The sequence below is a fragment of the Halomonas sp. KM072 genome, assembly GCF_050710315.1.
Lineage (GTDB): Bacteria > Pseudomonadota > Gammaproteobacteria > Pseudomonadales > Halomonadaceae > Vreelandella > Vreelandella hamiltonii.
Genome location: NZ_CP136132.1, coordinates 2,511,457 through 2,533,656, shown reverse-complemented (window position 1 = coordinate 2,533,656; position 22,200 = coordinate 2,511,457). Strand labels below are relative to the sequence as shown.

Below are 22,200 nucleotides of genomic sequence, written 5' to 3'. Positions count from 1 at the left end.
CGTTTGTAGACAAGGATTGAATGTCCGATGACCCAACCGAGGGCAAAGGACGAGAACAGAGAACCAACAACAAACGTAATGCTTGGGTCGTTCATCGTTGACCCCCACTTACCGCGCCGATCCCGAACGCGAGAACGAGGCCGACGCAGTAAACCAGGAGCCACAGACCTTCAGGTGTGCTGGTGTCCATGGCTCAAATTCCTATTTCTTGTCGCTGGTGGCGGCAGGTGCCTGGGCACTGCCGGTGGCGTTGGGGCGGCGTGCCCCGATGACGTGAATCACGGTCTTGCCACCCGCGGCGGCAGAGGACGTGCGCAGTTCGATATCCAGTTCCATGGCGCAAGGCATGTGCGGGGCAGCGGCGTGGAGCTGGTCGAAGATGTCGTAATTGGCGGTCATGATGCTGACCTGGTTGCCCAGGGCATTTTCGCTGTCAGCGGAGGCCGCTTGCATGACGCTGATCTTGGCGCCGGAGACGCCGTTGTCCATCTTGTAGCGGGTGGCACCGATAACGTGGGCGTGAATGGTGTTGATCATGGGTGTAGTTCCTTTTCGTTAGCGTTGGGTTCTGGCGGCTTGCTTAAGGCAGTAATCCGCGAGAATGGATAGCTCAGTGGTTTCTGGGGTGACGCCTTGGTCTACCAGCGTCTGGTACTCTGCCTGGGCGTAGTAGGTCGCGGCCCGTGCATAATCCCGGCTGTGGAGGCACCGCTGGCCCCGCTCCCTCAAAGCTCGGGAATCAAGGCAGGGGGGTCCCCCTACCCGCCCTCCGTTTGCCCGTCGGTCTTTCTGCACGGCAGCCAACATCGGCCAGCCGGTAAACCCCTTTTTTAACCCCACAAAAAGGGGTTGACAGTCTGTCCGCTGCTGGCTAAGGACGCCGTGCGACCGAAGGGCGACGGATGACGGGCAGGGGGACATGGGATCAAGCCTCTGTGGTGTGGGGAGCGGGGGAGGCCGCACGGGAAATGGCTTCCAGCGGGTCGGTGTTGCCGCGTTCCAGTTCCGCCAAACCGTACTCGATGAGCCGTTCGGACAGGGCCGAGGAGGTCAGGCCGTTAGTGCCTGCCTGGATGAGGTGGCGGCTGTGGGTATCGGGGGTGAGGAACACGCGGATGGGCTGTTTTTTACTCATGTGCATAACTCCGGTGGGGCTAAAGGCCGTTGTGGATAACGGACGACGCGTTAGCCGAGTGGGTGTGGATAGGTGCGCGGGCACCACAACCACCGAGGGGCAAGGGGAGGCGTCGGCGGGTGCGGGGTCGCGAGGGTCGGCCAGGGTCAGGCCGTAGTGCTTGGCGAGATATTCGAGCGCATGGCGGTAGTGCTTGAAAATGAGACTGTAACGGCGACCCTCGTCAACGCTGAGCATCTTGGTAATCGTGGCGTCGTCGAGGTCGAGAGCGAGCATGTGGGCGGCTGGGACGTTGATGAAGCTGAACCCGCCGCCGTCGACATCCTTGGTAATGTGCTGATGAAGCAGAACCATGCCAGGAGCGCGCTGGTCGTCCATCAGGAGTTCCTGCACTTGAATAGCAAAGGTGTCGGTATCCATGAGCGCATTGGGTGCTTCCAGCGTCACGACAGGGGCTGTAGCGAGAGCGCTCATGACCAGTCCTCCGATTGCAGACACTCAGCGGTAAAGAGCGCGACGTTGACGAGGCGACGACGGCCCACCTTGATGATGGGGAGGTTGCCCTGGTTGATCTGGCCGCGAACGGTGTCGGGGGTAAGGCCAGAAAGCTCGGAGAAACGCTCGATCGTCATGACGGGCACCTGAGGTGCGGGGACGTAGGGCGTGTTGCTCGTTTCCATGCTGTACCTGCTCGCTGTGGCATGTTGTGGTATGTTTGTAAGAGTGCAGTAGAGGTGTACTCTTCTGCGAGGTCACCGTGTAAGGGTAGCCCCTTTGGCGAGTATATGGCAAGCGACTTAGCAAAAAGAATTCGATTAATAAGAGAAGCCGAAACTTCAGGACGTGCGGAGTTTTCGCAACTTATTGGAATTTCAAAGAAAACTATTGAGGGTATGGAGCAGACTGGAAGAACCCCGAAAGGGGAGCTTCTTGAGGCTGTATGCAAGCAATGGCCGAAATACACACTTTGGCTAATGACTGGTATGACAGATGAGACGTGCGGACAAATAAGCCCCGAGATAGAGAGGGCACGCAGCGCGTTGAAGAAAACGGGAACGGATACCGACTAGCACAAAGGGTTGTGGATAGATGGTTCCAGGGAGGTAGGGGTTGTGAATAAAGGGGTTGTGGAATGATAGAAATAATAGAATTGATCACTGCAATAACAGTTTTACTTGCTTCTTTAGCTGGTTTTAGTGCAGTAAATAAATGGAAGAAAGAAACATTTGAAAAGAAAAAAACAAAAATAATTGATGCTTATGAAGAAAACTTGATAAGCATGAGGTTGATAATAAGAAAAATAGTAAATGAAGACTTTGATTACAATGAAAATCAAAATGGAATTGATAGTGCAAATGAGTTTATAAATTATAAAAAGATAGACGAGTTAGAGAGGTTAAGGGTTAAAGTAGCTAAAGCGCAATTGTTAAGAGATAGGTATATGGGGTCAGGTGGAGATGGGCTAACATTTAGCTGCAATTATTATAGCTCAGTTTGCGATATGTTATTCAGATGTATTTTTAGGCTAACAGATGGGAAAACACCTTTACCACCTGAGCTTATTCTAGAAGGTACCGAGCATGATAGCGTAGAAAATGGTAAATCTCGGTTCAATATGGCAAACCTGATTTTTATAATGAATCCATATACTTTTGAAAGAATGAACTCAGATGATAAGTTCTTTAGAAATGCAAGAGATAATCGAAAAGAAGTAGAGCTAGAAGTTTTTAAATCTTTTTTGCTGGAGAAAAAAGCTGCTTATTCATCTGAAGTTTTTTCATTTATTTGTAAAGTTAACCGTCGCTGCGTGGAGAGTAAGCTAAAAGACATGGTTGTTTGTTCTGATGATGTGGACGAAATAGTGTTAGACAAAAATGGTACCATCAAAGAAAGAAAAACTAGTTTCCTGAATAACTAGAAACCTCCCCATTACAAATCACCACCGTATGACGGCCGTTCTGAAAAGGGCGGCTACCATCCCAGTAAAGGCGACGACACAGCGCACCGTTATAGGTGTAGCTAGAGATACGTGCTGGCCTGCCGAGTACGCTGATGGCCTGGTTTTCTGACATACCTGGAATGACAACACCGCGAGCGCGTGCCTGAACTTCAGCATTACGCCGTTGGGTGGTCTCCTGATAGCTTTCGTAGGGACTGCTGGACGACGAGTTAGCGCGCCGCTGAGGTTGTGGGGTGACCGATCGGGCTGGCGTTTGAGGCCGCGAGCTGGGAGGAACAGGGGGAAGCACGGTGAGGTTGTTGGTGTTGACACGTTCAGAGGCGACACCAGCACAGGGGAAATCCTGAAAGGTGGTCTTGCCGTTCACCACACACCTGAAAACCTCAGCGTGAGCAGAGAGAGGCAGCAGTACCAGCAGGGCAACCAACGCAGGCTTTTTCATCGTCCATGACCCATAAGCGAATATCGGTAACAGAAGGTTACCAAGAAAAGGCGCAGGGTGGGGCCGTCCTGATTGAATTTTTTTCACATGCGCGCTTGTGCACAGTGCTGGGAAAGGTGACAAAAAAGTGTCCAGCGTGGTGTGCTGCAACAGGCCAAAGCGAGCGGGTACAAGTGGCGTAAACGCTTGAAATGCAAGCAGTGTGCCGTAACGTGCTGAAATACAAAGGCTTCAAAATCCGCCGCCTTTACGGGTGTGCCAGTTCGAGTCTGGCTACCGGCACCAAACATGAAGGGCCTGACATTCAACGTCAGGCCCTTTTTTATCATGTCCAAAGTGCCCTTTTGTGTCGCGGTATTCTGCCCGAGAGCGCCCATGCGTTTTCTAATGCTCTTAAACAGGGCATTACCCCCTCTTTTTTCAGGTTTCTTTCCTACTTCTTTATGAAACACTTGACCCCATTTGAATGGCGCCTTTCCGTGAGGCTGCCGGGGCGATGTTCGCCTAACCAACTAGAAAAAGCATTCGCCATGGGCGCTTGCGAACCTTCAGTGGAGATGTGCTCAATGGCGATGTCATCAGCCGATATTCTCAAGTCGACGCAGCCGGGCGTTGTCAACGGTCATTTGCTCAATGGCGTCAGGGTCAGCAGTGTAGAGTCTCAGGGCGCTTGGCAAGCACTTGCCGACACCCGCAGCGACGTATCGCGCATTGAGATACCGGCGGACCCCCATGAGCGCGTGGCTTTCGTGCGCCGCTGGATGGAAAAGAACCAGAAGACCCTCAAGCAAGGCGGTATGGCCGCTACATTGGTGCTGCCCTTGCTCGCCCAGCAGGCCTTGGCCGACAAGATGGTGCCAGTGAATGACCTGCAAGGGGTGTCAGAAGTCATTCGCCAGCCCAACGGCAGCCTCACACTGATGATGAACAGCGGCCAGCGTATCGATCTGGTGGCGGCGGACGTGGCGCTGGCCAACGGGCGTGTCGTGGTCGATGTGGACGCTCTCATGCAACAGCTCGGTAATGACAGCGGTCTTCTTGTGCCGCTCAGTCAGTTGCCGGATGTGCAAACCTGGGAGCTGTTGCCGGACGGGAACGTTCTGGTGACGATGGCCGATGGTTCACAGCTCGTGGTGCCACGTTGGGCGGTGGTCGAGCAGGGTGACCTGCTGCTGATCAGCCCCAGTGATGCCCTGCAACAAGGTCTGGCTGACGGTGAAGATTTTGGCAACTTGCTGTTCGTACCCAGCGCCTCGTTTACGTCGGCACCGTCGAGCACGGCTGCCGTGGCGGGGACCACTGGCTCGAACAGTGCGCCGGTCAGCTCGTTTGCCGATATCCCGCCATGGCTTTATATCGGTGGTGGTGCCATTGCCGTAGGCGCGGCTGCAGGTGGTGGTGGCGGTGGTGGCGGTACTACACCACCTCCAGTGCCTCCCGTGACCATCAGCGGCTATGTGATCGATGGGTATATTTCCGGGGCGACCGTCACTCGTGAGTTCGATGCCAACAGTGTCACCACGGACGGTAACGGTTTCTTCTCTGGTTTGCAGGGCAGTGGAATCTTGACTGCCACCGGTGGTGTCGATATCTCGACGGAATTGCCCTTCACGGGGGTTCTGCGGGCCCCGGATGGCTCAACGGTCATTACTCCCCTCACCACCATGATGGTGCAGCTGAGTCAGCAGTTCGGTCTCAATAATGCCGATGCACAAGCAGCCATCAAGGCCGCCTTGAATCTCGATGCACGCATCGACCTGATGACCACCGACCCACTCAGCGTGTCCTCTCCAAACGTGGAGTTGCTGATTGCCGGTGTCAAAGTCGCAAGCCTTTTGGCCATGGCGGCTACGGCAGGCATCAGCTCTGCCGACGCCTTGTCGCGGCTGGGCGTGGCATTCAATCAGGCAGGAGAAGAAGGGCGTGCGCTGACCAATCAGGAAATGGCCGACGCGCTGGGGCTGCCAGCCATTGCAGGCCAGGTGAAGCAAGCACTGGATACCATCGATGCCGCGGGTGAAAACCTGGATATAGATGCCTATCGCGATGGCTCGCGCAACCCGCTGCGAGATGCCCAACGGGAAGCTCAAGACCCTGATAGCGATCTTTCAACAACGATCGACTCTCGGGCAGATGTGCCCTATCTGACGCTGCAACTGGCAGTATTGATGGCGGCCAATGACGAATTGCCCGCAGAGTATTTGATAAACCCTAACCAGCCGTTTGCTGCTGGTACGCTAGGATTAACGGCTGCTGGCAACCAGCTGGCACTGGTCGAGGCGGTATTGGCAGGTGACTTTGACGTTGCGACGGCGCCTATTGCCTTGGAAGATATCTACACGTGGTCGATTCGTGCAAATGCCGAAGATGTCCTGGTCAGTGGTGGTTTGGGTCGTCCTGAGGTCGTTGGTGCACAGAGTGTGATGCTTACAAATGCCACAATCCGTCCGGACCAGTTTGCCGATCTCAATACCCTCGATAATTTCGTTCTGGGCAGCACTGTCGTGCCTTATACGCTGGAAGAAGCATTGGCGACCGACGTGATGCCTACCAACTACACGCTGAATCCAAGCACACCTCTCGCCGCCGGCGACCTGACCGTACGAGAAGCCGCTGAGTTGATCAACAACACGCGCGTGCTGCTAGATCTCGCCCAAAACACCGACAGCGATAACCTCACTCGAGACCTACTGTTAGAGTGGAATATTGTCGATAGCCTCGTTACGATTTTGGGAACGCCCGCCGCACGCCCGCAAATTGCTGAAGCCAATAGCATTAGCGTCACGGAAGCCATCATCACGCCTGCTCAATTTGTACAGCTCAATGGGCTTGCGAATTTCGTGCTTGGCGAGACCGAGGTGGATTACACGCTGGCCGAAGCACTGGATGCCGATCCGCTCGCTAGTAACTACATCATTGATCTACAAGAAGTCCTCAATGCAGGCACGGTTACCGTTGCGCAAGCAGAAGTCGCCTTTGCAGACGTTAGCCGGGTATTGGAAGGCGCAAACAACCAGCCGCCGCTCACACTGTTTGAGTGGATCATTCGCGATGACGTTGATGCGATTATTGCGGATCTGGATCAAGGTCATGTGATTGAAGCCAACCAAGTGTCAGCGAGTAACCGGGTGATGACGTCTGCTCAATTTGACCAGCTCAATACGCTGGAAAACTTTGAGCTGGGCACGACCATCGTTCGCTATACGCTGGAAAATGCCGTTAATGCGGATGGCCTAGCCGCCAACTATGACATTGATACCACCGTGCCCTATGAGGCAGGCGAGGTCAGTATTGATGTTGCCGCCACTACGCTGGCTGCGGTTGAGCGTATTCTCGCTGGCGCGCTCAATCCTCAAACGCCTAATGCAGATGCGCTGTTCAACTGGACGGTCGTTGATAACGCTGCGGCGATCATAGAAGCGGGTAATGTCTCTCATCTTACGCGCGCGGATGCAGTAAACGTGAGTGATGACATTATCACTATCGCGCAGTTTGAAGCGCTGAGTGCCGCTGAGTTCAACTACGTGCGCCTTGATGAACTGGTGAAGTACACGTTGTCTAACGCCATCTCCGTCATTGATGCTGGCAATGGCCCACTCGTCGCCGACTACGTGATCGACCTGGAGACAGCGTTCAGTGACGTATGGACGGTAGCTCAAGGGGAAAGTTATTTCGCTATAATCGCGGGTGCAGAGAACCGAGCTGCTTTGCTCGCCAGTGATGCGGTTGTATGGCAAATCGAAGATACCATTGGCAATCTGCTGGCAGGTGTCAGTAACGTTAGTGCCAATGATAATGCTTTTGACGACGACGCTATTATCAATGCAGAGGCGGTGCGTGTAACAGGTACGACTATCACTCAAGCTCAGTACGAGGAGCTGCTAGATGTGTTAGGTAATACGCTGCGTTTGGATGCCAGTGACAGTGCTGCCAGAACCACTGTCACCTATGCGAACCTGCAAGCAGCCGTGGAGGCCGAGGCCGATGGTGTACTAGCCCCCAGCGAGTTTTACTCCATTACAGCGACCACGCCCTACACAAACCCCGATGGCCCGTTGAGTGTTGCAAATGCGCTGGCGGATATTGAAACCGTCAAGAGCATTCTTGATGGTTCTACCAACCGCGACGCAGCCAATTTTGAAGCTTTTTATAATTGGCACATCACCGATTCTGCCAGCAATATTCTGGCTGTCATTGAGAGCAATACAAGCGGTATTCCGGAAGTACTTGAGGACGCAGACAGGATCTTTGCGGCCAATGGTGGTGCAGATGGCAATATTCTAGCCGCTGAGTATGACGCCTTGGTCAATGGCCTTGGTGAAGATGGCTTTGATTATAACGAGGTCGCTTATACCCTGACCTACGTATTTGATGAAACGACTGAAACGTTCGCCGCTCCCGGCGATATAGCTGAGCGTTTCTTCTTCACTCGCGACGTGTTCGACATTGACGAAGCCGTTGGCGAAGGCAACATCAATGTGGCCGACGCAGCAGGGTATTACAACGCCGTATTAGCGCTGGTGAATGCAAGCACCGACAATTTGTCAGTGACGGACATCTACGAGTGGAGCGTTTTAGATAGTGCTGCCGCCATTGTCACGGCCTATACAAATAACGGTAATCAACATCCTCCTCACATCCGCGACGCAACGCTGGTTGAAATAAACGACACAGCGGTTATTACGTTTGAGAAATATGCCATTCTGGAACAAATCGTTGGCTTTGAGATTCAGTCTTATACGCTTGAGGACGCGGTGGGGATTTATCTAGAAGATAATGGTGGGCTGGCGACGAATTATATCATCGATGATTCAACAGCATATGTAGCTGAGGCCCTATCCGTTGAGGAGGCTTTAGAGTACAGAAATGCTGTTAGTTTGATCTTGGATGAAAGCGAGCAGTCTGCAAGGAATGCGCGCTTAGATAGCGCAGCTTTGGATGATCTTTATAGCTGGACCGTCCTTGACAGTGCTGCTGCAATATTAGGTGCTGCAGATACAAATGGACGACTTTCAGACGCTGATGAGGTGTCTGTCAATGATGCCGTGATAACGTCATCAATTGCTCAAGAACTTAGAAACAACTTTGAAAATTTTGTCTTAGGTGAAACGCCGGTTAGTTTTACGTTTACAGAAACTCGTACGCTTGCTCAGATCGAAGGGATTACTGAAAACTATCAGATTCTTCCTCATGAAGGCGATATTCCGAACTTTAACTTATTAGGCGTTTCAGGAGCCGAGGTACGTTATACAGCAACGCAAGAAATCGTGGATGGCGCGCTCAACAGAAATGACGTGTCGGTCGAACAGCTTCAAACGTGGACAATTGCTGATGCAAGCCCGGTAGAGCTATTCAATGCAAGGGCAGAGGCATGGGTAACAGGAGCTGATAGCATTACCCTCGACTTACCGGCTGGCGCAACGCTCACTCCTCAGCAGTATGAGGCATTTTTAGTATTGGAGAATGTGAACCTTGACTCTGCAAGTGTCGAGTATACGTTGCAGCAAGCGGTGGAGTTAGTAGACGGTGGCGGCGTACTTCCTGGGCAAGCAGCGGATCGTCCAGGTAGTTACCAAGTTGAATCTTCGACAGTATTTAGCCCAGCTAACGCTCAAACAGTTAGCCAAGTAAATATATTGTTAGGAACGGTTGATGCTGTGTTGGCTGACGCTAGCAATAGTGTTGATTTGGATCGCAGCGAGCTCTTCAGTTGGGCTGTGGAAGATAGTGCGGATAACCTTATTGCTTCTATCGGCGACACCGCAGTGACGGGTGCTAATAGTGTGCGCGTTGATGTGCCGGAAATTGGTTATGAGGACTTTGAAGCATTAAGTGTTTTAGATAACTTCAATCAGGATGGCTTGACGGTCTCTTATCCGTTGGGTGAGCTGGTAGAGCGCTTTCTCAGCGGGGAAGATATTCCTACTACCTATGCGATTGATACCGGAGCGGCGCTCTTTGAGGCAGGTGCGTTAGATGTTCATGCCGCAGAGCGCCTCTATGATACGGCGACAGCGCTGATTGATGGCGCAGTCAATAGTGACGTGTCGATATCTTCTCTAACCTCTTGGATCGTTCAAGATACGTTTGAGAACATCTATACACAGAATGTTGTTGGGAATGGTGGTGAGCCAGCCGCATTTTTGGTGAGTGATGCAGCGACTATTTATGTTGTTGACGATGCCCTTACTCCTGGCGATATCGAAGATCTAGAGCTTTCATTGGGTCTAGGTGGGTTTGAGTTACGTCCCGAGCTTGAACCTGGGGGCAGTATTGTTCAACTCTCTAAAGCGTTTTCCATCAATATGCAGCAAGGTAGTGATGTTGAACTAATTACTGATTTTCGCGTAGGTGATGCTGATGGACGTGATGAATTATTTGTTGATCTAACTCCCGCTGATGTTGAAGCGCTGCGTGGTTTTGAGGAAAGTAACGTCATTGATGGTATTTATAGCGGAGGCTTTGGAAAGTATGATGTCAATCAAAATGATATCGACAGCAATACTTTAGTTGGTGCTGATATTGCCTTTGCCGTATTTACAACCGCCGAATTTGGCGCGGAAGGTGCTGATTGGCTTAGTCAGCTTGGGCTTGCAAACGACGAGATAGTCTATCTGCTGGCAGGTAATAGTGATACGTCAGAAGACCCTGATGATGCTTTGCTGCTGCGCGTCTCCTTCTCAGGAGAAGATATTAATACTCAAGCGCTCGCCAACTTCGAAAACTTGGACCTCAACGGCTTCCTCGAAGAGAACTGGAATACCAACTACAACATCACTTGATGCATGTGAAAGCCCCTGCAGTGGCAAGATAGGCCTGGCAGGGGCGGGCTTGTGTTGGTGTGCAGCGTAAATCATGCCACTATCAGAGCGTGGCCAGGCAATTGGCTGGCCACGCATGTCATCACTTCATCAACCCAATGTCGCGGGAGACAACCCCATGGGCGTGACCTATCACGAAAGCAATGCGCGTATGAGCCAAGTGGCTGTTCATAACGGAACCGTCTACCTCGCGGGCCAGGTTCCAGCCGATGCCACGGTGGGCATGCGTGGCCAAACCGAGCAGGTACTGGCGCGTATCGATGAGCTGCTGGCGCAGGCGGGCACTTCCAAAGAGCACCTGATCTCTGCGCAGGTATGGGTCACCGACATGGCCGAGTTCGCGGAAATGAACGAAGCGTGGGAAGCCTGGGTAGTACCGGGTCGTCCGCCGGTGCGTGCTGCGCTGGAAGCCAAGCTGGCCAAGCCCGAGTGGAAAGTGGAAATCATGGTCATCGCGGCACTGCCCGACGCCTGATCGGTTGCTTCAATGCTGTCACGAGGGGGCGTTAACCGAGCGTTAACGCCCCCTCGATTTTTATTCTACGATCGTTTTATAGTGGAGCCTCCTTCTCTCACTTCCCGAACGGTACGGTCATGGTCCAGTTCGAGCTGCATAGCCGTAATCTGGCGCAAGAGCAGGTGGCGCACACCCACGATTTTCACCAGTTGATACTGGCCACGTGTGGCGTGACGGAACTGTCCATGGAAGGCCAGGGGGAGCGGGTGACCGCTCGCCGGGGCTGCTTGATCCCTTCGTCACGCCATCACGAGTATCAGGGCGATGGCAGCAACCGTACCCTGGTGCTGGATATCCCCGTGCAGCACCTGGCCACGCTGGAGAAGGGCAGTGAGATCGAGCGGCTATTCGATAAACCGCGCTTCTTTACCGTTCCCCCCGCCTTGAACCAGCTCACCCATGCGCTGGCCCATCAGTTGGATCAGTGCCCGGCCCTGCAAAACGAAATTGCCGCGCTGTTACTGCGGGCGCTCTACATGTACCTGCAGGATGCACCGCTCCAGACGGCAGCCCAGATGGGCGCTCGCTGCATCAGTGAGCGGCTGGACCTGGAGCGCCTGGATGCCTGGCTCGATCAGCACCTGGCCGATGACATTCGTGTCGAGCAGATGGCCGCCCTATGCGCCTTGAGTCCCGGCCACTTTCATAGCTGCTTTCGTGAGCTCACCGGGGTGACGCCGCTGGCTTATGTGCAGCGCAGGCGGCTGGAGCATGCGCGCACCCTGGTACGCCATAGCGCCATGAGTCTTGGCCATATCGCCATGTTGGTGGGTTTTCGCGACCAGGGCAGCTTTTCCCGCGCCTACCGTCGTTACTTCGACATTTCCCCTTCGTCGGATCGCTAGCGTCTGAAACCTCGGCCTACCTGACTTGCGGGCAAACTTGCCAGAGTCTCGGGCAAGCAACCGCTGCTGCATCGTCGTAGTCTCAAGAGAAGTTCGATGACGCTGGAGAGCGCTGATGCTACCACCCTCGTTTTATCCCCATGCCCACACGCACGCGGTGGCCTTTGCTACCCATCGGGTCATTGTGCAAGGCCTCGTCTATCACCTGCAGGGGGAGTGGGCATGAAGGTCATTTCTGCCAAGGAAGTCGAGCAGTTTCTAGCCTGGCCAGGCTTGATCGAGCGCCTGCACCACACCTTCGTGAACGGGGTGGAGTCGCCACCGCGCCACCATCACGCCATGCATCGGCCGGATGGCGAAGCCACCATGCTGCTGATGCCCGCCTGGGAAGCGGCAGGCTATATCGGGGTGAAGATGGTCAACGTGTTTCCGCATAATGCCGAACACGGCCTGCCGGCCATTTCCGGCCTTTACCTGCTCAGCGAAGGTCAACACGGCCAGCCGCTGGCGTGCATCGATGGCAGCGAACTGACCCGCCGCCGCACCGCCGCTGCTTCTGCGCTGGCGGCTCAGGTGCTGGCCAGGGAAGACGCCGAAACGCTGCTGGTGGTGGGTACCGGCAAGCTGGCCCCCATGGTGATCGAAGCCCACGCAAGCGTCAGGCCCATCAAGCGCGTGCTGGTCTGGGGGCGTAACCCCCACAAGGCAGCCGCCATTGCCGAAGAGTATGCAGACCGCTTCGATACCCAGGTCGTCGACACCTTGGCCACCGCCGTGGCAGAGGCCGACATCGTCAGCTGCGTGACGCTCTCCACCCAGCCCATCATCCGGGGCGAGTGGCTGACCCCAGGCACGCACCTGGACCTGATTGGCGCTTTTCGTCCGCAAATGCGCGAAACCGATGCCGAGTGCCTGCGCCGTGCCCAGGTGTTCGTGGATACCTACGCGGGGGCACAAGGTGAGGCGGGCGACATCCTGCAGGCCATCGAGGAAGGCGCCTTCCAGTTCGAGGAGATCCAGGCGGAGCTGGCCGACGTCTTGCGCGGTGAGAAGCCCGGGCGCACCAGCCCGCAGGCCATCACGCTGTTCAAGTCGGTGGGCGCTTCTCTGGAAGATTTAGCCGCGGCGATCGAGCTCTGGGAGTCGTTACCCGCTACGCTGAAGTAGCCCTTGCTAGCTCCAATGGCCAAAGGACGGTGACCATGAAGTGTTTTTATCATCCTGATCAGGCGCTGCATGCGCCGCCCACTTTCCTGCTGCGTGGCCAGCCGGCACCTTCCCCGGAAGGGCCGGTGCGGGCCGAGCTACTCACCCAGGGGTTGGCAAAGGTGGGCCTGGCGCTGGTAGCCCCGGACGTGCCGGACTCGCCCCAGCTGCGCCAGCGGCTGGCGCAGATTCATACGCCGCGCTATCTGACCTTTCTGGAAACGATCCATGCCCGCTGGCAGGCGTTGCCCAACGCCGCCGCGCTGGTGGCGCCCAACATTCACCCCTGCGGCGGCGGCCATCACTACCCCCGCCACCCCATAGGCCAGGCGGGCTGGCACCTGCACGACATGGCTTGTCCGCTCAGCGCCACCAGTTTCCAGGGCGCATTGGCCTCGGCTGCTGCGGCCGAAGCGGCGGCAGAAGCGGTACTGGGAGGGGAGACGGTGACCTATGCGCTGTGCCGCCCACCCGGCCACCATGCCGGGCCCGAGCGGGCAGGCGGCTTCTGCCTGCTGAACAACTCGGCGCTGGCCGCGACCGTGCTGCGCGAACGCTTTGCCAGAGTGGCGATCATCGATGTGGATTTGCACCACGGCAACGGCACCCAGGACATTTTCTACGCCAGAGACGATGTATGGACCGGTTCGCTGCACGCCGATCCCAGCGACTTCTACCCCTTTTTCTGGGGCGGGGCCGACGAAGAAGGTAGCGATGACGGCGTGGGCGCCAACGTGAACCTCCCCCTGCCGGTGGGCAGCGACGGTGAGGTCTATCTGGACGCGCTGGCGATTTTGATCGATCACTTGCAGCGTTTCGAACCGGATGCGGTGGTGGTCGCTCTGGGGCTGGATGCCCATAAGGCAGACCCGCTGGCCGGTTTGAACGTGGAAACCGAAGCGTTTATCGAGGTAGGCAAACGCCTGGCCGCGCTGTCGCTCCCCATGGTGATCGTGCAGGAAGGCGGCTACCCTACCGAACATCTCAGCGCCAACCTGGCGGCCTTCATGGAGGGGTTTAACGCATGAGCGGTACCGGCTTCTACTGGCACGAACGCTGCTTCTGGCACGACCAGGGGGCCATCGGCGTGTTCTCGGCGCCGGGTGAGTTCTTGCAGCCCCAGGCCGCCTCGGAAAGCCCCGAAAGCAAGCGACGGCTGAAAAACATTCTGGAAGTCAGCGGGCTGATCGACGAGCTTTACGTGGTCAAGCCGCCCGCCGCCATACTGGAAGACCTGCTGCGCTTTCACACGCCACGCTACCTGGAAGAGCTTCAAGCAGGCGATGCGGCAAGGGGCGGTAACGGCGGCGACTGCGCGCCCTACATGCCGGGCAGCTGGGCCGCAGCGACCCACTCGGCGGGCTTGGCCATCGCCGCCGTAGACGCCGTCGCCCAGCGAGCCGATACCCGCCCACAGCGTCACGGCGCAGCTGCAGCAGCTCTATCACCAGGTGGTACGCGGCGAGCTGGAGGCCTACCAGCACTGGCTGACCCCGGCATGAGAGGGGAGTGGCGCCGGGGCCTGCGCGGCTAGCCGTGCTGTCGAAGCGCCTTTTCCAGCGCCGCCAACCTGCCCGGCTGCAGTGCCTCTTCTACTGCCGTGATGCGAATCACGTTGGCCAGTTGCGGGTGAGCAAGGCGGGCCACCAGCACGCCATCGTCCAGCAGTTCCTGATGCACGGCGGCGGCCAGCTCGGCGCTGGATAGGCGGATGCCGACGAAGTTGGTGGCGCTGGGCAGCACGTCTGCCCCCAGCGCCGTGAAGTGCAGCGCCAGCTGTTCACGGCGCGCTTTGACATCCGTAATATGCTGCTGCACTTCCTCGGGGTGGTCGAGCACGACCTCGGCGGCGGCCTGGGTGAAGGAAGAGACCGCGTAGTGAATACGCACTTTCATCATCATCGCCAGCACGTCGGGCTCGGCAATTGCGTAGCCAATCCGCATGCCCGCCAGACCATGGGCCTTGGAGAGCGTGCGCAGGCGAATCACCCCCGGCAGCGCCTGGCCCAGAAACTCACTTCCCGCATCGTCACGAAAATCCCCGTAGGCCTCATCCAGCAGCAGCCAGCAGTCGTTGGGGAGTGCCTGGCGAAACTTGAGAATGGCGCTATCGTTGTGCAGGTGGCCGCTGGGGTTGTCCGGGTTGGCCAGGTACACCAGCCGCGCTTGCTCCTGATGGGCCGCTGCCGCCAGCGCTTCCAGATCGGGGGCGAGCACGCCAGGCGCTTCATGGTAGCTGGGCTCGACCAACCGGCAGCCCTGGCCTTGGGCAAAGTACCCGAAGGTGGGGTAGGTGCCTGCGGTACTCACCACGGCCTCGCCCACAATGCAGGTGGTGCGCAGTGCCAGAGCGATCAGGCTGTCGGCACCGGCGTCCACCAGCAGGTGGTCGAGGGGAATGTCTTGTTGGGCGCTGATCCGCTGGCGAACGCCCAGCGCTTCGGCATCGCCATAGCAATACACGTGTTGTGCCACGGCATCGCCGTAGTGTTCCCGCAGCGCACGGTGGGGCATGTCCAGCCCCTCGTTGGAGCCCAGGCGGTGAGGGATCTCACGGCCGAGCCGCCGCTCCAGCACCTTGATGCCGGGGAAAGGGTTCACGGGGCCAACGCCCGTCAGGTGGTCGGGGTAGCGGGGCATAATCAGGTCCTGATCAGTTCAATGTTCAACGCAATATTTTGCCACGGTTCAGCAGCTTATGAGGGTCGAGTGCCTGCTTGAGGGTGTGCATCAGCGCAACCTCCTCTGCCGAGCGGCAGGTCTCCAGCCATGGGCGCTTTTCCAGGCCGATCCCATGTTCGGCAGACACCGAGCCGCCCAGCGCCGCCAGGGGTTGATACACCAGGGTCTCGACCTCCCGGCGTACCGCCAATTCATGACTGCCCACGCACACCGAAATATGCAGGTTGCCATCGCCCAGGTGGCCAAAGACTACGAGCCGGGCATCGGGCCAGCGCTGGGTCAACTGGTGCTCCAGGGCATCGGTGTAGCGCTGCATGTCGGCAATCGGCAGGCTGACATCGAACGTCAATACCGGGGTCATGGCCTTGACCAGGCCTTCGATGTCTTCACGAATGGCCCACAGGCCGTCTCGCTGTGCCGCTGACTGAGCCAGCACCGCATCGACGATCAGCTCGTTCTCCAGCGCGCTCTCCAGGGCCTCTCGGAACTGGGTCGTATTGCGCTCGGCATCGCTGCCCAATGATTCGATGATGACATAAAAAGGATGGCTGGTGGCAATGGGGGGTGTGTGGCGTCCCGAGGTTTCCGTCAGCAGGCGGTAATGGTTCTGCCACATGACCTCGAAAGCCCCCAGGCTGCCTCCCAGTGCCTTGCCCATGTGGCGGAGCAGGGCCGTCAAGGCCTCGAACGAGGGGCAGGCCACCAGCGCGGTTTGTTCATTAGGCGTGGGCGGCTGCAAGCGCAGCACCGCGCGGGTCACGATACCCAGCGTGCCTTCACTGCCAATGAACAGCTGCTTGAGATCGAACCCGGCATTGTTTTTCAGCATGCGGTTCATGGAGCTCACGATACGGCCATCGGCCATCACGGCTTCCAGCCCCAGCACCTGCTGGCGCATCATGCCATAGCGGATCACCCGCACGCCCCCGGCGTTGGTGGCGATATTACCGCCAATCGTGCAACTGCCCCGGGCGCCCAAATCCAGCGGGAACTGCAAGCCCGCGTCGCTGGCGGCTTCCTGTACCCGCTGCAAAGGGGCACCGGCCTGGACGGTCAGCGTACCGCCAACGTGGTCGATCTCTTCGATGGCGGTCATGCGCTCCAGTGAAATCACCAGCTCCTCTTCGCTGGCGTCGGCGCCATGCACCAGCCCGGTCAGCCCGCCGTGGGTCACCACCGGCTGCCGGACCTCGTGGCAAGCGCGCATCACCTCGGCCAACGCTTGGGTGCTGGCCGGGCGCACGATGGCACCGGCAAGGCAGGGCGCGCCGGTCATCCAGTCGACGCGGCGGCTACGCACATCGTCTCCGGTGAGTACGTGCGCAGGGCCGACGATGGCGCGAAGCGCCTCCAGGGTAATCTGCATGCCTGTTTCCTTACGTGACGTTCCATCGTTGTGTGAAGACGATTGTGTGAATCAAGACGTATAAATAAACGCTGATGAACCAGCGTGTGACGCATCAAAGGCTAATCAGGCCGACGCGGCGGCAGGCGCTTCGCGCCCCGGAATCGCATCGAGCAGCGAACGGGTATAGGCCGCCTGGGGGGCCAGAAATATCTGCTCGGCGCTGCCTTGCTCGACGATGCGCCCATGCTGCATGACGACGATACGATCACAAATCTGGGCGGCCACCCGCAAGTCGTGGGTGATGAACAGCAGTGACAGCGACAGCCGCTGTTTCAGCGATTCCAGCAGCTCCAGCACCTGCGCCTGAATGGAGACGTCCAGCGCAGAGACCGCCTCATCGGCCACGATCAATTCAGGGTTGAGCGCCAGCGCTCTGGCAATGCCGATGCGCTGGCGTTGGCCGCCTGAAAACTCATGGGGGAAACGCGTCACCGCACTGGCACCCAGCCCCACCAACTCCAACAGCTCACCGGCCTGGCGGAGCGCGGCGGCCTTCGGGGTGCCGTTGGCCATGGGGCCTTGGGCGATGGCCATGCCGACCCGAGTGCGCGGGTTCAAGGACGCATAAGGGTCCTGAAAAATCATCTGCACCCGGTGGCGTTCGCGGCGCAGCGCGCTGCCGTTCAACTGCGAAAAATTGACCCCATCCAGCAGCAGCTCGCCATTATCCGGGTGCTCCAGGCGCACCACGCAGCGGCCAAGGGTCGATTTGCCCGAGCCGGACTCGCCCACGATACCCACGGTCTCGCCTTTGGCCAGCGTCAGCGATACGTCATCCAGCGCGCGCACTTCCCGAGTGGCCTTGAACCAGCCCCCGCGTGAACGAAACACCTTGTTGAGCCCCTTGATCTCCAGCAGGGGCGCCGAGGTGGCAGGTTCCCGGTGAGGGGGAAGGGCGTTGCTGGGAATGGCGGCGATCAAGGCCTGGGTATACGCATCCTGGGGGTTCTCCAGCACATCCCGGGCATTGCCGATTTCGACGATGCGGCCATGGCGCATGACGCAGACACGGTTGGCGATTTCCGCTACCACGCCAAAATCGTGGGTGATGAACATGACGGCCATGCCACGCCGCTGTTGCAGGTCACGAATCAGCGCCAGAATCTGCGCCTGGGTGGTCACATCCAGCGCCGTGGTGGGCTCATCGGCAATCAGCAGCACCGGTTCGAGCGCCAGCGCCATGGCAATCATCACCCGCTGCCGCTGCCCGCCGGAAAGCTCGAAGGGGTAGGCGCTGATGGCCTTCTCTGGCTGCGGGATACCCACTTCCACCAGCAGTTCCAGCGCCCGCGCCTGGCGCTGCCGGGGGCTGAGCTGGCCATGGGCCTCGAACACTTCGGCAAGCTGTGCGCCCACGCGCATCAAGGGGTTCAGTGCTGTCATTGGCTCCTGAAAGATCATGCCGATCTTCAGGCCGCGCAGCGTTCGGTGCTGCTTTTCGCTCAGGGCCAGCAGGTTCTGGCCTTCGAACGTGACGCTGCCCTGCACGGGGCGAACGCCCTTGGGCAGCAGGCCCATGACCGTGTTGGCGGCCATGGACTTGCCCGACCCGGACTCCCCGACCACGCACATGATCTCGCCACGGTTGACGCTATAGCTGACATTCTCCACCGCCAGCGGCCGGTCTGCGCCTTTGGGCAACGCCACGCTCAAGCCTTCGATCTGTAGTACGGCGGGCGCCTCGTCCTGGCCAGCGGGTTGCACGACATCGTTCATGGCAGGCTCCTAACGCTCACGGGAAAGTTTGGGGTTCAGCGCATCGTCCAGCCCTTCACCGACCAGGTTGAGTGCCAGAACGGTCAGCAGAATGGCCACGCCAGGGAAGAAGCTCAGCCACCATGCCTGGCGAATCACGGTACGCGCGGCACCGATCATGTAGCCCCAGGACATGACGTTCGGGTCGCCCAGCCCCAGAAACGAGAGCGACGACTCCAGCAGAATCGCCGTGGCCACCATGAGCGAGGCCAGCACGATGATGGGCGAGAGCGTATTGGGCAGGATCTGGCGCAGGATGATGGTGGTATTGGACTGGCCGACCAGCCGAGCGGCCTCGACGTACTCCCGGTGGCGCAGCGACATGAACTCCGCCCGCACCAGGCGGGCCACGGGCGGCCAGCTCACCAGGGCAATGGCCAGCACGATGGAGGTCACGCTGGGCTGCATGATGGCCACCAGCACGATGGCCAGGGCAAAGTTGGGGATGGTCTGGAAAAACTCGGTGATGCGCATCAGCACGTCATCGATCCAGCCTCCGTAATACCCGGCAATGGCCCCCAGCGGCACGCCAATCAGCAGCGCCACGCTGGTGGACACCAGGCCAATCAGCAGCGATACCCAGGCGCCATGCATCAGGCCCGCCGCCACGTTGCGGCCCATGGTGTCGGTGCCCAGGGGGAACCCCTCCTGCGAGAACGGCGGCAGGAAGGGGCGCTGCACCATGCGCCAGGGCGATTCGGGAAACAGCAGCGGGGCAAGAAGGGCCATGGCGATGATCACCAGCAGGATGACCAGCCCCACCAGCGCCCCGCGGTTCTGGGCGAAACGTGCAAAAAAGCTCATGAGGCCCCCTTGATGCGTGGGTCTGCCAGGCGATACACCAGATCGGTGAGAATGTTGAACACGATCACCAGCGCCGCAGAGAAAAAGAAAATACCCAGCAAGAGGTTGTAGTCACGCTGTTGCAGCGCTTCGAACATCAGCCTGCCGATGCCGGGCCAGGCGAACACGGTTTCGGTGAGGATCGCGCCGCCCACCATTTGCCCGGCCTGCAGGCCCGCCAGCGTGATGATGGGAAGCAGAGCGTTGCGCAGCACATGGCGGCGCTGGATGACGCCCGGCTTAAGCCCCTTGGCCCGGGCCGTTTTGACATAGTCCTGCTGAGCGGCATCCAGCATGGAGGTGCGCGTCATGCGGGTGTAAATCGCCATGAAAAAGAGCGCCAGGGTCGTGGCAGGCAGCACCAGATGTTTCGCCACGTCCAGCGCCAGGGCCAGCCCGGTATGGCCAGCGCCCACGGTGTACAACCCATAGGCAGGCAGCCAGCCCAGGTACACCGAGAACACCACCACGGACATCAGCGCCACCCAGAACAGCGGCGTCGCGTAAAACACCAGCGCCAGCGCCATGATCAGCGAGCCCGACGGTTTCTTGGCTCTGGCCGCCGCCATGGAACCGGCAATGATGCCCAGTACCAGCGAGAGCACAAAGGCGGTGCCGGTGAGCAGCAGCGTGGCGGGCAAGCGCGCCATGATCAGGTCGAAGACGGGAGTGCCCAGCCGGTAGGAGTAGCCAAAATCCAGCATGGCAATGCCAGAGACGTAGCGCCATAGCTGCACGTAGATAGGCTGGTCGAGGCCGAAGCGCACGCGCAGCTGGTCGAGAAACTCCTGGTCGGCGGCACCGGCTTCCCCGGCCAGAATGGCCGCCGGGTCGCCGGGGGCCATCTGAATCAGGAAGAAGTTGAAGATCACGATCAAAAACAGGACGATCACGGCTTTGAACAGCCGCATGACGATCAAGCGGGCATATAACATGAGCATATTCCTGACATAGCTGAAACACCCGGGTCGCCATGGCGGCCCGGGTGGCACCTACCTAGCGGTCCAGCCAGGCATCCTTGAAGCCATCGTTCACGCCGACCCCTGAGGTCACCAGGTCCTGAACATCACAGCGGTAAAGGGTGGGGAAGCCAAGCTCCATCAGCCAGCCAACCGGAACATCCTCATGCAGAATTTCCTGCACTTCACGGTAGAGGGCTTCGCGCTCCTCATCAGGAAACGCCGTAGCGGCGGCATTGAACAGCTCATCTACCCGCTCGTTCTCATAACCCTGAACGTTATTCCAGGGGGAGCCCTTGGCGATGTTGTCAGACAGATAGGTACGTGAAATGCCCAGCGCAGGGTCGCCGTACTGGAAAAGATAGGTAAAGGCCAGGTCGTAATCCCAGTCACCCAGGCGCTGGTTCCAGCCGCCCACGTCGGTGGCCTGGGTGCGGACGTTGATGCCAACTTCACGCAGGTTCTGCTGCACGGCTTCTGCCCAGCGGGTCCAGGTCTCGCCGTAAGGCAGCGGCAGAATGGTGATCTCTTCGCCGTCGTACTCCATTTCTGCCAGCAGCTCCCGAGCGCGCTCGGGGTTGTGGTCGTAGGGCTCCAGGCCGTCATACTGGAAGCTGGCATTCGAACCAAAGGCCGACAGCGGTACATTGCCCAGCCCATTCCAGAGCACGTCGCGGGCAAATTCGCGGTCCATGGCGTACATCACGGCCTGGCGGAAGCGCTTGTCGGCGGTGGGGCCTTCTCGGTTGTTCATCCACAACATGGCAAAGGGGCTGAAATACTCATGGCCCTGTTCGGTCATGCAGACGTTATCCATGGCCGAAAGGCGCGGAATATCGAAGTTTTCCACGGTGCCGCTGGGCAGGACATCGATGGTGCCATTCTCGAAGGCCACAGCCCGAGAGCCGCCATCGGGAATCACGTGCCAGTTGACCCCATCCAGGTAAGGCAGGCCCTCTTCGTAGTAGTCATCGTTTCTGACCAGCTCGATGACCGTGCCACGTTCCCAGTTGGCGAACTTGAACGGCCCCGTGCCAATCGGGTGGTCATTGTGCTCGTTATTGCGGAAGTCGGTGCCTTCGTACAAGTGCTTGGGCACCATGGTGAAGGTGCCCGCCTCGAACGAGATCAGGAAGGGGCCGAAGGGCTCGGTCAGGGTAAACACCACCGTGTGGTCGTCGCTGGCCTCGATGCTTTCCACATGCTGTAACACGGCCCGTGCGCTGGGGTTCAACTCACGGTGGAAAACATCGGCAGAAAACACCACGTCGTCGGCGGTGAAGGGCTCTCCATCGTGCCAGGTGACGTTATCGCGCAAATGGAACGTATAGACCCGGCCATCGTCGCTGACCTCCCAGGACTCGGCCAACTGGGGCATGGGCTCCAGGTCGGTGGTGTAGCGCAGCAGGCCTTCATAGATATTGCCCGCCACGGTGCGCGTGGGGGCGTTCTGAATCATGCCCAGCACAAGCCCCGGCGGCTCGGGTTGAATGATGGTGTTGACCGTTCCACCAGATTGCGGGTCTGCGGCCAGCACGGATGTGGAACCCAGCGCAAGCGTGACGGCAGAGAGTGCCAAAGCCAAAGGTGTTTTCATGTTTCCTGCTCCTCGGTTTATTGGTACGTA

At 58.2% G+C, this 22,200-nt stretch carries 17 protein-coding genes and 1 pseudogene; 7 read left to right on the top strand and 11 right to left on the bottom strand.

Annotation, left to right across the window (positions count from 1 at the left end):
- Positions 1–91: 91 nt before the first annotated feature.
- The 4 genes from RVM26_RS11945 to RVM26_RS11930 form a co-directional block, all read right to left on the bottom strand.
- Entirely contained in the window at positions 92–190 is a 99-nt protein-coding gene (locus tag RVM26_RS11945) for a tail virion protein G7P-2 (protein ID WP_222114796.1), read from the bottom strand.
- An 11-nt stretch (positions 191–201) separates the two neighbouring features.
- Positions 202–537 carry a hypothetical protein gene (locus RVM26_RS11940; protein ID WP_144982335.1) on the bottom strand — a complete coding sequence of 112 codons (336 nt, stop codon included), beginning with the start codon at positions 535–537 and terminating at the stop codon, positions 202–204.
- A 388-nt stretch (positions 538–925) separates the two neighbouring features.
- A complete protein-coding gene (locus RVM26_RS11935) occupies positions 926–1,609 on the bottom strand; it encodes a hypothetical protein (RefSeq protein ID WP_498938816.1) in 684 nt (227 codons plus the stop codon).
- On the bottom strand, positions 1,606–1,815 hold the full coding sequence (locus tag RVM26_RS11930; RefSeq protein ID WP_498938814.1) for a MerR family transcriptional regulator: 210 nt from the start codon (positions 1,813–1,815) through the stop codon (positions 1,606–1,608). The genes RVM26_RS11935 and RVM26_RS11930 overlap by 4 nt, the downstream gene beginning before the upstream one ends.
- Before the next feature lie 452 nt (positions 1,816–2,267).
- On the opposite strand from RVM26_RS11930, the gene RVM26_RS11925 reads away from it, so the two are divergent.
- On the top strand, positions 2,268–3,053 hold the full coding sequence (locus tag RVM26_RS11925) for a hypothetical protein (protein ID WP_498938812.1): 786 nt from the start codon (positions 2,268–2,270) through the stop codon (positions 3,051–3,053).
- On the opposite strand, the gene RVM26_RS11920 is transcribed toward RVM26_RS11925, so the two are convergent.
- A complete protein-coding gene (locus RVM26_RS11920; protein ID WP_498941745.1) occupies positions 3,034–3,537 on the bottom strand; it encodes a DUF4124 domain-containing protein in 504 nt (167 codons plus the stop codon). The two genes, RVM26_RS11925 and RVM26_RS11920, sit on opposite strands and share 20 nt — an antisense overlap.
- A 212-nt stretch (positions 3,538–3,749) precedes the next feature.
- On the opposite strand from RVM26_RS11920, the gene RVM26_RS11915 reads away from it, so the two are divergent.
- The 6 genes and pseudogenes from RVM26_RS11915 to RVM26_RS11890 all read left to right on the top strand — a co-directional run.
- Entirely contained in the window at positions 3,750–10,319 is a 6,570-nt protein-coding gene (locus RVM26_RS11915) for a calcium-binding protein (RefSeq protein WP_498938810.1), read from the top strand.
- A gap of 157 nt (positions 10,320–10,476) precedes the next feature.
- Complete coding sequence (locus RVM26_RS11910) at positions 10,477–10,833, top strand: RidA family protein (RefSeq protein WP_039180261.1); 357 nt, start codon at positions 10,477–10,479, stop codon at positions 10,831–10,833.
- Between the two features lie 119 nt (positions 10,834–10,952).
- Positions 10,953–11,720: a helix-turn-helix transcriptional regulator gene (locus RVM26_RS11905; protein WP_016914905.1), complete on the top strand. Its 768-nt coding sequence runs from the start codon at positions 10,953–10,955 to the stop codon at positions 11,718–11,720.
- A gap of 222 nt (positions 11,721–11,942) precedes the next feature.
- Positions 11,943–12,887 carry an ornithine cyclodeaminase family protein gene (lhpI, locus tag RVM26_RS11900; protein ID WP_498938808.1) on the top strand — a complete coding sequence of 315 codons (945 nt, stop codon included), beginning with the start codon at positions 11,943–11,945 and terminating at the stop codon, positions 12,885–12,887.
- Between the two features lie 35 nt (positions 12,888–12,922).
- Positions 12,923–13,954 carry a histone deacetylase family protein gene (locus tag RVM26_RS11895; protein ID WP_498938806.1) on the top strand — a complete coding sequence of 344 codons (1,032 nt, stop codon included), beginning with the start codon at positions 12,923–12,925 and terminating at the stop codon, positions 13,952–13,954.
- A pseudogene (locus RVM26_RS11890) lies at positions 13,951–14,361 on the top strand (class II histone deacetylase); the annotation flags it as partial. The gene RVM26_RS11895 and the pseudogene RVM26_RS11890, both read left to right, overlap by 4 nt.
- Positions 14,362–14,456: 95 nt before the next feature.
- Here RVM26_RS11890 and RVM26_RS11885 read toward each other — a convergent pair.
- The 6 genes from RVM26_RS11885 to RVM26_RS11860 form a co-directional block, all read right to left on the bottom strand.
- Entirely contained in the window at positions 14,457–15,566 is a 1,110-nt protein-coding gene (locus RVM26_RS11885; RefSeq protein ID WP_498938804.1) for a pyridoxal phosphate-dependent aminotransferase, read from the bottom strand.
- Between the two features lie 25 nt (positions 15,567–15,591).
- Positions 15,592–16,974, bottom strand: coding sequence for an FAD-binding oxidoreductase (locus RVM26_RS11880; protein ID WP_498938802.1), 1,383 nt, complete (start codon positions 16,972–16,974; stop codon positions 15,592–15,594).
- Positions 16,975–17,079: 105 nt separating this feature from the next.
- Positions 17,080–18,732 (bottom strand): ABC transporter ATP-binding protein, encoded by a 1,653-nt coding sequence (locus tag RVM26_RS11875; protein ID WP_498938800.1) that lies wholly within the window; start codon positions 18,730–18,732, stop codon positions 17,080–17,082.
- 9 nt (positions 18,733–18,741) lie between these two features.
- Positions 18,742–19,575, bottom strand: coding sequence for an ABC transporter permease (locus tag RVM26_RS11870; protein WP_016914894.1), 834 nt, complete (start codon positions 19,573–19,575; stop codon positions 18,742–18,744).
- Positions 19,572–20,549, bottom strand: coding sequence for an ABC transporter permease (locus tag RVM26_RS11865; RefSeq protein ID WP_081136550.1), 978 nt, complete (start codon positions 20,547–20,549; stop codon positions 19,572–19,574). Before RVM26_RS11865 ends, RVM26_RS11870 begins: the two co-directional genes overlap by 4 nt.
- 61 nt (positions 20,550–20,610) lie before the next feature.
- On the bottom strand, positions 20,611–22,170 hold the full coding sequence (locus RVM26_RS11860) for an ABC transporter substrate-binding protein (RefSeq protein ID WP_039180236.1): 1,560 nt from the start codon (positions 22,168–22,170) through the stop codon (positions 20,611–20,613).
- Positions 22,171–22,200 lie beyond the last annotated feature (30 nt).

Coding starts and splice junctions, on each gene's coding strand:
- RVM26_RS11940 (WP_144982335.1), bottom strand. CDS start 537: ATGATCAACACCATTCACGCCCACGTTATCGGTGCCACCCGCTACAAG.
- RVM26_RS11920 (WP_498941745.1), bottom strand. CDS start 3,537: ATGAAAAAGCCTGCGTTGGTTGCCCTGCTGGTACTGCTGCCTCTCTCT.
- RVM26_RS11895 (WP_498938806.1), top strand. CDS start 12,923: ATGAAGTGTTTTTATCATCCTGATCAGGCGCTGCATGCGCCGCCCACT.
- RVM26_RS11865 (WP_081136550.1), bottom strand. CDS start 20,549: ATGTTATATGCCCGCTTGATCGTCATGCGGCTGTTCAAAGCCGTGATC.
- lhpI (WP_498938808.1), top strand. CDS start 11,943: ATGAAGGTCATTTCTGCCAAGGAAGTCGAGCAGTTTCTAGCCTGGCCA.
- RVM26_RS11875 (WP_498938800.1), bottom strand. CDS start 18,732: ATGAACGATGTCGTGCAACCCGCTGGCCAGGACGAGGCGCCCGCCGTA.
- RVM26_RS11860 (WP_039180236.1), bottom strand. CDS start 22,170: ATGAAAACACCTTTGGCTTTGGCACTCTCTGCCGTCACGCTTGCGCTG.
- RVM26_RS11945 (WP_222114796.1), bottom strand. CDS start 190: ATGGACACCAGCACACCTGAAGGTCTGTGGCTCCTGGTTTACTGCGTC.
- RVM26_RS11870 (WP_016914894.1), bottom strand. CDS start 19,575: ATGAGCTTTTTTGCACGTTTCGCCCAGAACCGCGGGGCGCTGGTGGGG.
- RVM26_RS11925 (WP_498938812.1), top strand. CDS start 2,268: ATGATAGAAATAATAGAATTGATCACTGCAATAACAGTTTTACTTGCT.
- RVM26_RS11885 (WP_498938804.1), bottom strand. CDS start 15,566: ATGCCCCGCTACCCCGACCACCTGACGGGCGTTGGCCCCGTGAACCCT.
- RVM26_RS11905 (WP_016914905.1), top strand. CDS start 10,953: ATGGTCCAGTTCGAGCTGCATAGCCGTAATCTGGCGCAAGAGCAGGTG.
- RVM26_RS11910 (WP_039180261.1), top strand. CDS start 10,477: ATGGGCGTGACCTATCACGAAAGCAATGCGCGTATGAGCCAAGTGGCT.
- RVM26_RS11930 (WP_498938814.1), bottom strand. CDS start 1,815: ATGGAAACGAGCAACACGCCCTACGTCCCCGCACCTCAGGTGCCCGTC.
- RVM26_RS11935 (WP_498938816.1), bottom strand. CDS start 1,609: ATGAGCGCTCTCGCTACAGCCCCTGTCGTGACGCTGGAAGCACCCAAT.
- RVM26_RS11880 (WP_498938802.1), bottom strand. CDS start 16,974: ATGCAGATTACCCTGGAGGCGCTTCGCGCCATCGTCGGCCCTGCGCAC.